15 protein-coding genes are annotated in these 14,467 nt (G+C 71.8%); 6 read left to right on the top strand and 9 right to left on the bottom strand.

The genetic code is table 11. The features are described from left to right. Position 1: 1 nt before the first annotated feature. Positions 2 to 1,657 (bottom strand): potassium-transporting ATPase subunit KdpA, encoded by a 1,656-nt coding sequence (kdpA, locus tag DFJ67_RS16495; RefSeq protein WP_203783640.1) that lies wholly within the window; start codon positions 1,655 to 1,657, stop codon positions 2 to 4. Next, positions 1,657 to 1,746, bottom strand: a complete 90-nt coding sequence (locus DFJ67_RS16490) for a potassium-transporting ATPase subunit F (protein ID WP_116068750.1) — start codon at positions 1,744 to 1,746, stop codon at positions 1,657 to 1,659. Before DFJ67_RS16490 ends, kdpA begins: the two co-directional genes overlap by 1 nt. A gap of 207 nt (positions 1,747 to 1,953) precedes the next feature. Between DFJ67_RS16490 and DFJ67_RS16485 the strand changes: the two genes are divergently transcribed. Beyond that, positions 1,954 to 2,565, top strand: coding sequence for a pyridoxamine 5'-phosphate oxidase family protein (locus DFJ67_RS16485; protein ID WP_116068748.1), 612 nt, complete (start codon positions 1,954 to 1,956; stop codon positions 2,563 to 2,565). On the opposite strand, the gene DFJ67_RS16480 is transcribed toward DFJ67_RS16485, so the two are convergent. From DFJ67_RS16480 to DFJ67_RS16465, 4 genes are all read right to left on the bottom strand, one after another. Continuing rightward, positions 2,562 to 3,791, bottom strand: a complete 1,230-nt coding sequence (locus DFJ67_RS16480; protein ID WP_116068746.1) for an alanine--tRNA ligase-related protein — start codon at positions 3,789 to 3,791, stop codon at positions 2,562 to 2,564. The genes DFJ67_RS16485 and DFJ67_RS16480 overlap by 4 nt on opposite strands. Positions 3,792 to 4,017: 226 nt before the next feature. Further along, on the bottom strand, positions 4,018 to 4,746 hold the full coding sequence (locus DFJ67_RS16475; protein ID WP_116068744.1) for an aminotransferase class IV: 729 nt from the start codon (positions 4,744 to 4,746) through the stop codon (positions 4,018 to 4,020). A gap of 89 nt (positions 4,747 to 4,835) precedes the next feature. Beyond that, a complete protein-coding gene (locus DFJ67_RS16470) occupies positions 4,836 to 5,837 on the bottom strand; it encodes a S1 family peptidase (RefSeq protein WP_116068742.1) in 1,002 nt (333 codons plus the stop codon). A gap of 201 nt (positions 5,838 to 6,038) precedes the next feature. After that, positions 6,039 to 6,803: an enoyl-CoA hydratase/isomerase family protein gene (locus DFJ67_RS16465; protein WP_116068740.1), complete on the bottom strand. Its 765-nt coding sequence runs from the start codon at positions 6,801 to 6,803 to the stop codon at positions 6,039 to 6,041. 37 nt (positions 6,804 to 6,840) lie between these two features. On the opposite strand from DFJ67_RS16465, the gene DFJ67_RS16460 reads away from it, so the two are divergent. Next, on the top strand, positions 6,841 to 7,347 hold the full coding sequence (locus DFJ67_RS16460) for a mycothiol transferase (protein ID WP_116076286.1): 507 nt from the start codon (positions 6,841 to 6,843) through the stop codon (positions 7,345 to 7,347). Here DFJ67_RS16460 and DFJ67_RS16455 read toward each other — a convergent pair. After that, a complete protein-coding gene (locus tag DFJ67_RS16455; protein ID WP_116068738.1) occupies positions 7,344 to 8,288 on the bottom strand; it encodes a pirin family protein in 945 nt (314 codons plus the stop codon). The genes DFJ67_RS16460 and DFJ67_RS16455 overlap by 4 nt on opposite strands. 24 nt (positions 8,289 to 8,312) lie before the next feature. On the opposite strand from DFJ67_RS16455, the gene DFJ67_RS16450 reads away from it, so the two are divergent. Genes DFJ67_RS16450 through DFJ67_RS16435 form a run of 4 tightly spaced genes read left to right on the top strand, consistent with a single transcriptional unit; the run spans position 8,313 to position 11,938 of the window. Continuing rightward, a complete protein-coding gene (locus tag DFJ67_RS16450; protein ID WP_116076285.1) occupies positions 8,313 to 9,047 on the top strand; it encodes an MBL fold metallo-hydrolase in 735 nt (244 codons plus the stop codon). 10 nt (positions 9,048 to 9,057) lie between these two features. Further along, positions 9,058 to 9,699: a DUF2461 domain-containing protein gene (locus tag DFJ67_RS16445; RefSeq protein ID WP_116068736.1), complete on the top strand. Its 642-nt coding sequence runs from the start codon at positions 9,058 to 9,060 to the stop codon at positions 9,697 to 9,699. A 17-nt stretch (positions 9,700 to 9,716) separates the two neighbouring features. After that, positions 9,717 to 10,451, top strand: a complete 735-nt coding sequence (locus DFJ67_RS16440) for a PIG-L deacetylase family protein (RefSeq protein WP_239097232.1) — start codon at positions 9,717 to 9,719, stop codon at positions 10,449 to 10,451. 8 nt (positions 10,452 to 10,459) lie between these two features. Continuing rightward, positions 10,460 to 11,938, top strand: a complete 1,479-nt coding sequence (locus DFJ67_RS16435; protein ID WP_116068733.1) for a hypothetical protein — start codon at positions 10,460 to 10,462, stop codon at positions 11,936 to 11,938. Here DFJ67_RS16435 and DFJ67_RS16430 read toward each other — a convergent pair. Then, entirely contained in the window at positions 11,906 to 12,547 is a 642-nt protein-coding gene (locus DFJ67_RS16430) for a response regulator transcription factor (RefSeq protein ID WP_116068732.1), read from the bottom strand. The two genes, DFJ67_RS16435 and DFJ67_RS16430, sit on opposite strands and share 33 nt — an antisense overlap. Beyond that, entirely contained in the window at positions 12,487 to 14,385 is a 1,899-nt protein-coding gene (locus DFJ67_RS16425; protein WP_170215878.1) for a sensor histidine kinase, read from the bottom strand. The genes DFJ67_RS16430 and DFJ67_RS16425 overlap by 61 nt, the downstream gene beginning before the upstream one ends. Positions 14,386 to 14,467: the final 82 nt, after the last annotated feature.

Raw genomic sequence — 14,467 nt, 5'->3', positions numbered from 1 at the left:
CTCACAATCCTTCGGCCAGCGGGCCGAGCGCGAGCACCGGCAGGAAGGTCAGCGCGATCAGGATGACCACGACCCCGACGACCATGCCGATGAACAGCGGCCGGTGGGTGGGCAGCGTGCCGGCCGACACGGGCACCGGGCGCTGCCGGGCCAGCGAGCCGGCCAGCGCGAGCACGAAGACCATCGGCAGGAAGCGGCCGACCACCATGCACAGCCCGGTCGCGGTGTCCCACCACTGGTCGTTGACGGTGATGCCGGCGAATGCCGACCCGTTGTTGTTGGCCGCCGAGGTGAACGCGTAGAGCACCTCGGAGAACCCGTGCGGGCCGACGTTGAGCATCGTGTTCTTGTTCTTGGTCGCCATCGCCACGGCCATCCCGATCAGCACGACCAGGGGCGTGATCAGGAAATACAGCGAGGCAAACTTGATCTCGCGAGAGGAGATCTTCTTGCCGAGATACTCCGGGGTACGGCCGACCATCAGCCCGGCGACGAACACCGTGATGATCGCCAGCATCAGGATGCCGTAGAGACCCGAGCCGACACCGCCGGGCGCGACCTCACCGAGCATCATGTTGATCATCGGGATCATCCCGCCGAGCGCGGTGTACGAGTCGAAGAACGAGTTGACCGCACCGGTCGAGGTGAGCGTCGTGGCGGCGCCGAACGTCGCCGAGTCGGAGATGCCGAACCGCACCTCCTTGCCCTCGAAGGCGGCGTTCACCGAGTTCGGCACCGTGCCGTTGTGCAGCAACTCGAACGTGTTGACCAGGATCACGCTGGTGATCGCCAGGATGGTCACGACCGCGAGGATCGCGTGACCCTGCCGCTTGTCGCCGACCATCCGGCCGAACACCCGGGGCAGCGCGAACGGGATCAGCAGGATCAGGAAGATCTCGATCCAGTTCGTCCACGGTGTGGGGTTCTCGAAGGGGTGCGCGCTGTTGGCGTTGTAGAACCCGCCTCCGTTGGTGCCCAGCTCCTTGATGACCTCCTGGCTGGCCACCGGCCCGCCCGGGATGTGCTGCGTGGCACCGGCGAGCGTGGTGACGTCGGTGCCGCCCGACAGCGTCTGCACCACGCCGCCGGCGATCAGCACGATGGCGGCGACCACCGACACCGGCAGCAGCACCCGCAGGGTGATGCGGGTCAGGTCGACCCAGAAGTTGCCGAGCGCCTGGGTGCGGTTGCGGGCGAAGCCGCGGATCAGCGCGACCGAGACCGCGATGCCGACGGCCGCCGAGACGAAGTTCTGCACCGCGAGCCCGGACATCTGCACCAGGTGACCGAGCGTCGACTCACCGGCGTACGACTGCCAGTTGGTGTTGGTCACGAAGCTCGTCGCGGTGTTCCAGCCCTGGTGCGGTGACATGCCCGGAAAGCCGAGCGAGAGCGGCAGCTTGCTCTGTAGCCGGGTGAAGCCGTAGAGGAACAGGATGGACAGCAGCGAGAACGCGAACACGCTGCGGGCGTAGACCGGCCAGCTCTGCTCCGCCGCGGGGTTCACCCCGACCAGCCGGTAGAGCAGCCGCTCGACCCACGAGTGCCGGGTGCCGGTGACGACCTTGTAGATGTAGTCGCCGAAGTAGCGGTAGGCCAGCCTGGTGAACAGCACCAGCGACAGCACGAAGAAGACGCCGGCGATCGTCGTCGACATCAGAAGCGCTCCGGGAACAGCAGCGCGATGACCAGGAAGACGGCCACCAGGAACGCGATGATCAACCCGGCCAGGTTGACCGCGCTCACAACCGCTCGACCTGCCGCACGATGATCGCCAACACCACGAAGAGCGCGATCGAGATCAGGATGTACGCCACGTCTTGCACCGGTGCCTCCGTGCCCACAAAGGTGATGAAAACGTCCTCTCATATCAAACCGCCCAGAAATATCCTGCGTGGCGCTTTGCCGCAATCGCGTAACGTCGACGGCGCCAGACGACCTGGGGGAGGACGGATGACCGCGGTCACGTCACACGAGGAGCTCCGCGCACTGCTCGGCCAGCCCGGCGCGCGGGTGCTCGCCAAAGACCGCAAGGAGCTGCACCAGCTCGACCGCGACTGGCTCGCCGCCGCGCCGTTCTGCCTGGTGGCGACCGCGGGCGCCGACGGCACCTGCGACGTCTCGCCGAAGGGCGACCCGGCCGGCTTCACGCTCGTGCTCGACGACACCACCATCGCGATCCCGGAGCGGCCGGGCAACAAGCGGGCCGACGGCTTCCACAACATCATCGACAACCCGCACGTCGGCCTGATCTACCTGATCCCGGGCCGCGACGACACGCTGCGGATCAACGGGCGGGCGACGATCCTGCGCGACGCGCCCTGGTTCGACCAGATGATCGTGCGCGGCCACCGCCCGGCGTTCGCCCTCCAGGTCGAGATCGAGCAGATCTTCTACCACTGCGCCAAGGCGTTCCTGCGCTCCGAGCTGTGGAAGCCGGAGACGTGGCAGCCCGAGGTGCTCCCCCGCCGGGCCGCGCTGATCAAAGAGGTGGAGCGGCCGGCCGAGACCCTGGCGGAGCTCGACCGGCACTATGGCCCCGACTACGCGAAAAACATCTACTAGCGGCCGGCGCGGCTGCGCTCGCGGTGCTCGCGCATCAGCCGCGCGAAGCCGTCGGTGTCGACCGACACCCCCGATTCCCGCGCGATCTCGACCGTCAGGTCGACCGGGAAGCCGAAGGTGTCGTGCAGCTTGAACACGGTCTCGCCACTCAGCGGCCCGCGCCGCAACTCGCTGTCGAGCAGCCGGTTGCCCGCCCGCAGCGTGCGCCGGAACGCCCGCTCCTCCCGCTCGACGACCTCCCGCACCTGCTCACCGGTCACCTCGGTGACGCTGTCCGCGATAGGGCCCAGCACCGGCTCGTCGACGCCGAGCAGCACCAGGCGACGCACCGCGCGGCGGAGCAGCCGGCGCACCACGTAGGACCGGCCCTCGTTCCCGGGCCGGACCCCTTCGGAGATCAGCAGCACCGCCGCCCGGAGGTGATCGGTGATCAGCCGATGCGCCGCCGGATCGTCGTCGCGCCCGGTCGCCTCGCGCACCGCGCGCAGCGTCGGGAGGGCCACGTCGACCTCCTGGAGGTTGTCGACCCCCTGCAACACCAGCGCCAGCCGGTCCCGGCCGAGGCCCGTGTCGATGTGCCGGCCCGGCAGGTCGCCGAGGATCTCGTCGTCGGAGTCGCCCCGCCGGTATTGCATGAACACCAGGTTCCACAACTCCATGAAGCGCTCGCTGTCGACCGCCGGGCCGCCGTCGCGGCCGACGGTCGGCCCGCGGTCGTAGAAGATCTCCGAGGTCGGGCCGCTGGGGCCGGGCACGCCCATGCTCCAGAAGTTGTCGTCGGGCCCGAGCCGCTGGATCCGCCCCTCGGGCACACCCAGTGAGCGCCACAGGTCGACGCTCTCCTCGTCGCCGCGGAGCACGGTCATCCAGAGCCGCTCGCGCTCCAGCCCGTAGCCGTCGGTGAGCAACTCCAGCGCCCACGCCATCGCCTCGCGCTTGAAATAGTCGGCGAACGCGAAGTTGCCGAGCATCTCGAACGCGGTCGCGTGCCGGTCGGTCAGGCCGATCCGGTCGATGTCGACGGTGCGCACGCAGCGCTGCGCCGACATCAGCCGCGGCCGGGGCGGGCTGGTCCGGCCCAGGAAGTAGGGCTTGAACTGGACCATGCCCGCGTTGGTGAAGAGCAGGTCGGGCTCGTCGGTGACGAGCGGGCCGGGCGGCACCTCGAGATGGTCGAGGCCGCCGAAATAGTCGAGGAAGGTCGCGCGTATCTGGTCGGATCGCATGATTTACGCCGTTTCGGTCGCGTGGATCAGCGCGTCCACGAGCCCGGACGTGGGCTCCTCACCGCGAAACGTCGCGGACGCGTGGGTCGGTTGACGCACTCGCCGAGCCGGCACCGAGGGTCAGGCGAGGACGAAACCTCAGCCGACCGGCTCGGCGCGGCTAGCTCGCCGCACTCCCACACACATGCCATCAATGATGACCACCACCGCGCCCAGCGGCAAACCGTTAAACCGGATCCCAGGGTACGGTCGCGAAAAGGCGGTCGAGATCGGCCATCAGGCCCGGCTCGGGCAGGCAGGGAATGTCGTCGATCGATGCGACCGCTGCCAGGCCGATCGAGTTGGCGAGGAAGGCGCCGTGGAACCCGGCGACGTCGGCCAGCGTGATCGGCTGCCGGGTGGTCGGCCGGTGCTGCTCGATCAGCAGCATCGCGGTGCCGTGCAGCCAGGGTGGCGCGGGCCAGACCACCGCACCGTCCGCGTCGAAGAACCCGATGTTGGCCACCGACGACTCGGAGATCGTGCCGTCGGCCGCGGTGAGCAGCGCGTCGTCGTAGCCCTCGGCCCGCACCCGCCGGGCCCATTCCGTCTGCGCGAACCCGCCGAGGTGCTTGAGGTGCGGGAACGGCCGCAGGTAGGGCACCGACCGCAGCCGCACCGGGCCGGTCGCCGGCGGCGTCGGCGGGGCCACCGAGACCATCAGCAGCGCCGGGTCGCGCACCGTGACCCGGACGGCGGCGTCGCTGTCGCCGGCCAGCGCGTGCCGCACGTGGCTGCGGACCCGCTCCGGGTCGAGCGGCTCGCCGAACAGCTCCCGGTTGGCGGCGTCGAGCCGGTCGAGGTGGTTGGCCAGCCCCTGCACGCCACCACCGCGCACCTGCATCGCGGTGAAGTGGCCGTAGGTCGAGAACAGTTCCTCAGCGGCCGCGGGCCGGCCGTTCACCTCGATGCGCACCCACCAATGGTCGCGCGGCGACCCCCGGCTCGGGGTCCGGGGGTCGCCGGCCGGCCCGCCTCAAGCGGACTCAGGGGAGGGAGGGGCGATTAGAAGACCGAGACGCCGTAGACGCTGAGGGGCTCGGTGACGGGCTGGAAGTAGGTCGTGCCGCCGCTGCTGCAGTTGCCGCTGCCACCGGAGGTCAGGCCGAGGGCCGAGTTGCCGGCGTAGAGCGAGCCGCCGCTGTCGCCAGGCTCGGCGCAGACGTTGGTGCGGATGAGGCCGCTGACCGAACCCTCGGCGTAGCGGACCGTCGCGTTGAGACCGAGCACCGTGCCGGACCGAATGCCGGTGGTGCTGCCGCGGCGGGTGACCCGCTCACCGACGCTCGGGGTGCGGGCGTTGGTGATGTCGACGCTGCCGACGCCACCGGTCTTGGTGATCGTCGTGTTGGTGTAGCGGACGATGCCGTAGTCGTTGCCCGGGAAGCTGGTGCCGGCGCGGGTGCCGAGCACGGTCGTCGAGCTGGAGTTGGCATACCAGGTCGTGCCGATGTTGGTGCAGTGGCCGGCCGTCAGGAAGTAGTTGGTCGTGCCGGACCGCACGTTGAAGCCGAGCGAGCAGCGCGCGCCGCCGGTGTAGATCGCGTCGCCACCGGAGATGGTGGTGCTCAGCTTGGCGGTCAGCTTCTCGATCCGGGCCCCGCCGTTGCTGGCGGCCACACCGCTCTGCAGCGCCGCGAGCTTGGCACCGGTGACGGTGGTGTCGACGTCGATGACGACCTGGTTGGAGACCGGGTCGACCCACCACGCGGTGCCGGTCACGCCCTTGTCGAGGCGGGCGGTCAGCGCGGCGAGGTCGGAACCGCTCCGCTTGACGATGCGGGCCTTCCCGCCGCGGGCCTTGACGGCCGAGGCGGCGGCGGCGTCGGTCACGTTGACGACCGTCGCGCCGGACGAGTCGACATAGGAGCCCGCGTTGCGGTCGGCGCCGAACGAGTCGGCGAGGGTGGTCGCGGCGTCGGCGCTCAGCGGGGTCGAGGCCGCTTGAGCAGGTGACACCGCGAAGAGTGCTCCCGCCACCAGGGTCGTGGCCGTGGCGGAGAGCATGACGCGTCGGGTGATACTCACTGATCCTCCCGGGGGATGTGGACCGGCCGGTCGGCCGATCCGGAGGCATCGATCTGTCGACATGTTTCCAGTCGAATAGATCAGCGTCAACGCCTAAGGGACGACCGATCCTGACCATTAGGTCGAGGTCATATCACCGGAATAATGGAAACGCTATTGGCGAAAATGAATACGTTTCGATCACGGACGCCAGCGGAAGTTGGCCGGCCGGCGCTCCAGAAACGCGGCCGCGCCCTCGGCGACGTCGCCCGCGCGGAGCATCTCGGCCTGCCAGAACGCCTCCCGCTCGGGCGACGGGCGGCCGGCAACGGCGAGGTCGATCGTCTCCTTGGCCGCCGCGATCGAGAGTTGCGAGCGTTGGGCGATCGTGTCGACCAGGCGGGCCACGTGCGCGTCGAGTTCGTCGGCCGGCACCACCTCGTCGACGAGACCGATCACGGCCGCCCGAGCCGCGTCGATCTGGTCGGCGGTGAACAGCAGCCACTTCGCCGCCGCCGGACCGACCAGGCCGAGCAGCCGGCGCGTGGTCGGGCCCGGATAGACGATGCCGAGCCGGGCCGGCGGCACCGCGAACCTCGCGTCGACCGAGGCGATCCGCAGGTCGCACGCGACCGCGAGTTGGCAGCCGCCGCCGACGCAGTAGCCGCGGACGCGGGCGATGGTCGGCTTCGGGAACGCCGCGAGCCGCTCCTCCGCCCGGGTCGGCGGGCTGTCGGTGCCGACCAGGTCACGCACGCCGGTCAGGTCGGCGCCGGCGCTGAACGTGTCGCCGGCACCGGTGAGCACCAGCACCCGCACCTCGGGGTCGGCGGCGGCGGTGTCCAGCAGTTCCGGCAGGCGGCGCCACATCGCCGGGGTCAACGCGTTGCGGCGCGGAGGGTTGCTGATCGTGATGGTCGCCGTGTGCCCGGCGAGGGTGAGATCGATCGTGCCTGCGTCTTTCACGGGCCGACGCTAACCAACGAGGAGCATGATGGTGCGGATGGACATCAACGACCTGTTGAGCGACGCCTTCGGCCGGCTGCCCGGCCTCGTCCGCGGCGCCGTCTCCGGCCTCGACGCCGAACAGTTGCGCCGCCCGCCCGCGCCCGGCGCCAACACCGTCGGCTGGATCGTCTGGCACCTGACCCGCATCCAGGACCACCACGTCGCCGACCTGATCGGCGACGACCAGATCTGGGTGACCGGGCCGTGGGCGCCACGCTTCGAGCTGAACCCCGATCCTGACGACACCGGCTACGCGCACGGCCCCGACGAGGTGCTCGGCGTGCGCCCGGCCAGCGGCAAGGTGCTCGTCGACTACTACTCGGCCGTGCACGAGCGCACCGCGGCGCTCGTCAAGGCGGTCACGCCGGAAGACCTCGACCGGATCGTCGACCGGGCCTGGAACCCACCGGTGACGATGGGCGTGCGGTTGCTGAGCGTGCTCAACGACGACGTGCAACACGCCGGCCAGGCCGCCTACGTGCGCGGCATCATCCTCCGCTAGAGGGTGTTGCCGTGCCGGTCGCGCACCTTCAGCCTGGTAGTCGGCAGCGCCGGCGCCGGTAGCGCCTCGCCGGCGTAGCCGCGCACCGTGCCGAACCGGTCGCCGGAGGCCCACTCCTCCCGGGCCTGGCGGATCTCCTCGTCGCTGCGGGCGACGAAGTTCCACCACATCACCAGCGGCTCCTCGAACGGCTCGCCGCCCACCAGGAACAGCCGCGCGCCCTGCTCGCTCGCGATGTTGGCCGTCGTGCGTTCCGCGCCGAGGTAGAGCAGGCCGCCCGGGGTCAGCTCGGTGCCACCGACGTCGGCCGCTCCGTCGAGCGACAGCAGCCCGTATTCGAAGTCTTTGCGCAGTGCCAGCGACGTGCGCGCACCCGGCTCCAGCAGCAACTCGGCGCCGAGCAGCGGGGTGTGCACGCGGGCCGGCGAGGTCAGGTCGCCCAGCTCGCCGACGACCACCGTGGTGGTTACGCCGGCGATGTCGGCCGACGGGAGCACCGGGTGGTGCTCGAACCGGGCCGGCTGGTGCCGGGCCTCCTCCGGCAGCGCGACCCAGAGTTGGAGGCCGTGCATGAGCGGCGGATGCTCGGCCGGCGACTCCTCGGAGTGCGCGATGCCGTGCCCCGAGGTCATCAGGTTGAGCTGGGCCGGCCGGATGGTCTGGAGGCTGCCCAGGCTGTCGCGGTGCAGCACCTCGCCGGCGACCAGCCAGGTGACCGTTTGCAGGCCGGTGTGCGGGTGCGGCGGCACCTGCATGCCGGGCCGGCCGAGCACGTCGTCGGGCCCGAACTGGTCGACGAAACACCAGGCGCCGATCATCCGGCGGGGTCGCTGCGGCAACAGCCGCCGCACGGTCGTGTATCGCCCCAGGGGCACATCGTGCCCGGGCAGCAGGACGCTGGCGGGAAGCCCGGCCAACGCGACGGCGCCGTCAGTGCTCACCCGTCCGAGGGTAGCCTCCTGCCGGTGAGGCTGACCGTGCTCGGCGCCCGGGGCGCCTTTCCCGAGGCCGGCGACGCGTGCAGCGGCTTCCTGGTCGAGCACGACGGGTTCCGGTTGTTGCTGGACGCCGGTTATGCGACGTTTCCCCGGCTGCTCGCCGTCTGTCCGGCGGCCGCTGTCGACGCGGTGCTGATCACCCACGGTCACCCCGACCACTGCGTCGACCTCAACCCGCTGCTGCGGGCCCGCTCGCTGGCCGACGACCCGCCGCCGGCGCTGCCGGTCTACGCCCCGCCCGGAGCGCTGGACGCGGTGCTCGCCCTGGACCGGCCCGGAATGCTCGACTACGCGCTGAACCCGGTCGGCGACGGCGCGCGGATCCAGATCGGACCGTTCACTGTGGACGTGCGCGAGCTGCCACACTTCGTGCCCAACAATGGGGTACGCGTCGCGGCCGGCGGCGTGGCCCTCGCCTACCAGGGTGACAGCGGCCCGACCCCCGACCTGGCCGCGCTGGCCGACGGCGCGGCGCTGCTGATCGCCGAGGCGACCTATCCCGAAGCCGTGCCGGAGCACAGCGCCGGCCGGCTGAGCAGCGCGCTCGACGCCGGCGCGGCTGCCACCGATGCCGGCCGGCTGCTGCTCACCCACCTCTGGCCCGGCCTGCCGGCCGCCCCCGCGGTCGACGCCGCCCGGTCGGCGTACGCCGGCCCGGTCGAGATGGCCGACGCCGGTCTGGTCCGCGATCTCCCGGGATAAGGTCGTCTCCGTGGCGTTCAGCGGCTGGCCGAGTGAGGCACTGGAGTTCTACGAGGGGCTCGAGGCAGACAACTCGAAGACCTACTGGATGGCGCACAAGGCGGTCTACGACGAGCAGGTCCGGGCGCCGATGGAGGCGCTGCTGGCAGACCTGGAGGCCGAGTTCGGCCCGGGCCGGATCTTCCGCCCCTACCGCGACGTGCGGTTCAGCGCCGACAAGTCGCCCTACAAGACCGCGATCGCCGCGACGCTGACCCGCGGTGGCTACATCCACCTGTCCGCGGCCGGGCTGGCCGCCGGCAGCGGGATGTACCACATGGAGCGCGACCAACTCGCCCGTTACCGGGCCGCGGTCGACGACGACCGGATCGGCCCGCCGCTGGAGCGGATCGTCGCCGAGGCCGCTGCCGACGGCGTCGGGATCCACGGGCACGACCGGCTCAAGCGGGTGCCCCGCGGCTACCCGCCCGACCACCCGCGCGCCGACCTGCTGCGGCACAAGGGCGTGGTGGCGTGGAAGGAGTGGCCTATCGCGCCCTGGCTGGGCACTGCCGCCGCCAAGCGCCGGGTGGCAGACTTCCTCCGCGCGTCCGTCCCGCTCAACCAATGGCTGGCCACCCACGTGGGCCCCAGCATGCCCGCTGCCGAATGATCGACAGGAGTGCGCCCGTGTCCGACATCGAGCCATACGAGTCCGTGCGGGAAGACTGGCAGCGGGCCCTGGCCGTGGTGGCCCACCCCGACGACCTCGAGTTCGGCTCCGCGGCGGCGGTGGCCCGCTGGACCGCGCAGGGCAAGGAGATCGTCTACTGCCTGGTCACCAGCGGTGAGGCCGGCATCGACGGGATGGCGCCCGACGAGACCCGGGTGGTCCGTGAGGCCGAGCAGCGGGCCTCGGCCGGCGTGGTCGGCGTCTCCGCCGTCGAGTTCCTCGGCCTGCCCGACGGGATCATCGAATACGGCGTGCCGCTGCGCCGCGAGCTGACCCGGGTGGTCCGCCGGCACCGGCCCGACATCGTGATCACCAACAACTTCCGCGAGACCTGGGACGGCGCGGAGGCGCTCAACCAGGCCGACCACATGGCGACCGGTCGGGCCACCCTCGACGCGGTGCGCGACGCCGGCAACCGGTGGATCTTCCCGGAGTTGGGGCTCGAGCCGTGGGGCGGCGTCCGCCAGGTCTGGGCGGCCGGCTCCCCCGCCGGCCGGCACGCGGTCGACATCAGCGGCACCTTCGACCGCGGCATCGAGTCGCTCCAGGCGCACGAGGCCTACCTGCGCGGGCTGGGCGAGGGCGCCTTCGATCCGGAGGAGTTCCTCGAGGGTGTCGGCCGCGCGGCGGGCACCCGGCTCGGCACCCGCTACGCTGCCTCGTTCGAAGTGTTCACGATCAACCTGTTCTGAGGGACGCGATGTCGACTCCCGCGCCGTTGGCGGCTGAGCCCGGCACGGCACCGGCGCCGGCGGGGTGGCGCCAGCGGCTGACCGGCTGGCTGCGCGGCGGCGGGTGGGTGGCGGTCGCCGCCTACCTGATCGCGCAGGCCGGGCTGCTGTTCTGGTGGGCGGCCAACTTCCCGGGGCTGTTCAGCCCCGACTCCCTCGACTACATCTGGCAGTCGACCACCGGCAACTGGAACAACCACCACTCCATCCCCTACACCGCGCTGGTCTGGCTTTCCCTGCAGTTGACCGGCGGGGTCGGCGCGTTGACGCTCGGTCAGACGATCGCGATGGCCCTCGGCGTCGCCTACCTGCTCACCGGCCTGCGCCGGCTGGGTGCCCCGGCCGCCGCGCTGCTGCCGGCCGCCGCCGTGCTGGTCGCGCTGCCACCGGTCGGCACCTTCTTCGCCTGCGTCTGGAAAGACGTCGGGTTCGTCATCGCCGTCACGTTCCTGGTCGGCACGCTGGTGAGGCTGGTCGCGGCCGACCGGAAGCGGCGCGGCGGGCACCTGGTGTGGCTGCTGGGCGGCGAGGCGTTGCTGGCCGCCGTGTTCCGCCAGAACGGCTTCGTGATGGTCGCGATCGTCGCCGCGGTCGGCGCGGCGGTGCTGGCCGGCGCCCGGCTGCGGATCGCCATCGCCGGCCTCGCCGCGATCGTCGTCGCGCTCGGGCTCAACCTGGCCGTGCTTCCCGCGATGGGCGTCAAGAACGGCTTCGCCGGCGTCTCCCTGGAGGCCTTCGTCGGCGACATCGCGGTCGCCTACCGGCACGATCCGGGCAGCTTCACGGCGCAGGACCGCGCGGCACTGGAGACCACCGCACCGCTGTCGCTGTGGGCGTCCAGTGGCACCTGCGCCAGCACCGACACGACCGTCTACGACCCGGCGTACGACCGGGACGCCTCCATCGCCAACCAGGACGCGCTGATGGGCGTCTGGTTCCGGGTCGCCCGCCGGACGCCCGGCGAGGTGGTCGCGACCCGGTGGTGCCGGGGTGCCCTCGCGTGGAGCGTCACACCCCGCTACGGCCTGTCCCGCAACCCCAACCCGTGGAGCGCGAAGACCTACGTGGCGCGCGATCCCCGGATGGCGCAGACCCCGTTCCGCGGCGCCGTCACCTCGAAACCGCTCAACGACACCGTCTACCGGCTCGCGCAGCGCGGCGTGCGGGCCACCAACGGTCGCGGGGTCGAGTGGATCGCCTGGCGCGGCGCGACGCTCGCCTACCTCACCTACGCCGTGGTCGCGTTCGCGGCCTGGCGCCGGCGCGACCCGACCCTGCTGCTGGTCGCCGTGCCGACCGCCGCCGTCCAACTCTCCGTGCTGCTGGTCAACAACGTGCAGGCGGCCCGCTACATGGCGGCGCCCTACGTCGTCGGCGTGCTGCTGCTCCCGCTGCTGTTCGTGCGCCCGGCCCCCTCAGCGCCCGTCGAGGAAGGCCAGGACGGCTAGCACGCGCCGGTTGTCGTCGTCGGAAGCGGCCAGCCCGAGCTTGCCGAAGATGCTCGCGGTGTGCTTGCCGACCGCGCTCTCGCTCAGAAACAGCCGTTGCCCGATCGCGCCGTTGGACCGGCCCTCGGCCATCAGCTCGAGCACCTCGCGCTCGCGCGGGGTCAGCCGGCCGACCTTCTGGTCGCTCCGCGCGAACAGCTTGGCGATCACGTCGGGGTCCATCGCGGTGCCGCCGGCCGCGACCCGGCGCACCGCGTCGACGAACTGCTCGGCGTTGAACACCCGGTCCTTGAGCAGATATCCGACCCCACCGGTGCCGTCGGCGAGCAACTCGCGGGCGTAGAGGCGCTCGACGTGCTGGGAGAGCACGAGCACCGGCAGGCCGGGCAGTTCGCGGCGGGCGGCGAGCGCGGCCTGTAGCCCCTCGTCGGTCTGGGTCGGTGGCAGCCGCACGTCGACCACGGCGACGTCGGGCCGCTCGTCGAGCAGGGCCCGGAGCAGATCGGGCCCGTTGTCGACGGCGGCGACGACGGAGAACCCGTGCGCGCTCAGGAGTTGCTTGAGTCCCTCGCGGAGGAGGTAGAGGTCTTCGGCGAGAACAACGCGCACGGAACCTCCAGCGTCACGGTCGTCGGTCCGCCGGCCGGACTGACCACCCGGACAGTACCGTCGAACGCCGAAAGCCGGTGCCGCATGCCGCGCAGCCCGCTGCCCACCGCCGGGTCGGCGCCGCCCCGCCCGTCGTCCTCGACCACGGCGGTCAGCACGCCGTCATGATGGGCGAACGCGATCTCGACCGTCGACGCCGCCGCGTGCTTGGCCGCGTTGACGAGCGCCTCGCTGACCGCGAAGTAGACGGCGGACTCGACCGGCTCGGGCACCCGGCCGGCCAACCCGCCCGCGACGGTGGCCGGCACCGGGCTGTCCAGTGCGAGCGCGCGGACCGCCTCGACCAGGCCGCGTTCGGCGAGCACCGGCGGGCGTACGCCGCGGACCAGGTCACGCAGCTCGGCCAGGGCCCGGGCGGTGCTCTCCCGCGCGTCCGCGACGAGCCGCCGGGCCGCGGCCGGGTCGGTCTCGATGAGCGCCTCGATCGCCCCGAGCGCCAGGCCAACGGCGACCAGCCGCCCCTGCGCACCGTCGTGCAGGTCGCGCTCGATCCGGCGCAGCTCGGCCGCCTGCGCCGAGGTCGCGTCGGCCCGGCTCTCGGTGAGCTGCTCGACCCGCGTCGACAGCCGGGCCTTCGCGGTCGGCGCGAGCAGCACCGCGGTCCACCGGCCGTGCCATCGCAGCGCGGCCGGTGCGGCCAGCGCACCGGCGACCACCAGCACGACGCCGGCAGCCAGCGCGAGCGTCGGCCGGTCGGCGAGAACCAGCAGCGCCGGCGGGTCGTCCACCCGGGTCAACCGCAGCAGGGCCGGCAGCGCGACGCCGAGGAAGCCGTAGCCCACGGCACCGGCCGACATCAGCACCAGGGCACCGCCGACGAACGGGTCGGTGACCGTCCACAACAGATCGCGCCAGGTCGCCGGGTCGTGCCAGATCCACTCCAGGCGCTGGAAGAACCGGGTCCAGCCGGTCGACTTGTAGAGGTTGTCGCCGACGGCGTAGAGGCCGTCCGGCCGGCGCGGCGGCAGCGGCGGCTCGGGCCGGTAGGGGGTCTGGATCGACACGCCGGACCATTGCTCCGCGAGCCGGCGGCGGATCTCGGTGACCCGGCGGGTCAGCGCCGCGTTCTCCGGTATGGTGCCGACCACGCCCACGGCGAACAGGGCCAACGCGGCAGCCGACAACACCGCGAGGCCGGCGGTGACCACGGTCAGGCCACCGAGCGCGGCCAGCCGCACCAGCGTCATGAATCGCAGGCCCAGCCACGCTTTCAGCGAACCGACCTCGTCGCGCGGTCCGAGCATCCGCCGGGTCCAGCTGTCGTGTGCCCGCAGCGCCGCCGGCGCGACGACGACGCCGAGGGCGATCAGGGCAAGTCCGACCGCAATCCAGTAACCGGTGGCGAAGGCGACGGTCAGCCCTGCGATGACGAGCGCGGCCGGGCCGGCGCCGAGCACCACGCCCACCACCGGGTTGAGCAGCATCCAGCCGACGTCGCGCCAGGTCGCCGGGTCGCCCAGCACCCAGTTGAGGTAGCCGACCTGCCGGGGCCAGAACGGTGAGTGGTAGAGCATGCGGTCGTAGCGGTAGCGGCCGTCGGCCTCGGGCCGCGGCGGGCCGGGGCGGTCGCGGTAGGGCCGCGGGACGTCGCCGCACGACCGGCGGACCAGATTGGTCACCGGACGCAGCTGGACGATGGGCCAGGGCAGCAGGAAGATCAGCCCCAGCCCCAGACCGGGCACGAAGAGCACGAGGTGCACGACCAGCAGCCCAGCGGACGCGACCGCGTAAAAGCCACGGAGCAGGCCGCGAGCCAGAGCGCCGAGTCCACGGGTCATGCGCCACAGTCTCGCCGAATCAGTGCCGCGCGGGCAGTGCGGCCAGGCACAGCGAACGGCGGTGTAGGTAGCTCCACCCCGC

The organism is Asanoa ferruginea (genome assembly GCF_003387075.1).
Classification (GTDB): Bacteria; Actinomycetota; Actinomycetes; order Mycobacteriales; family Micromonosporaceae; genus Asanoa; species Asanoa ferruginea.
The sequence above is the reverse complement of the archived record's forward strand: the minus strand, read 5'-3'. Positions and strand labels throughout refer to the sequence as shown.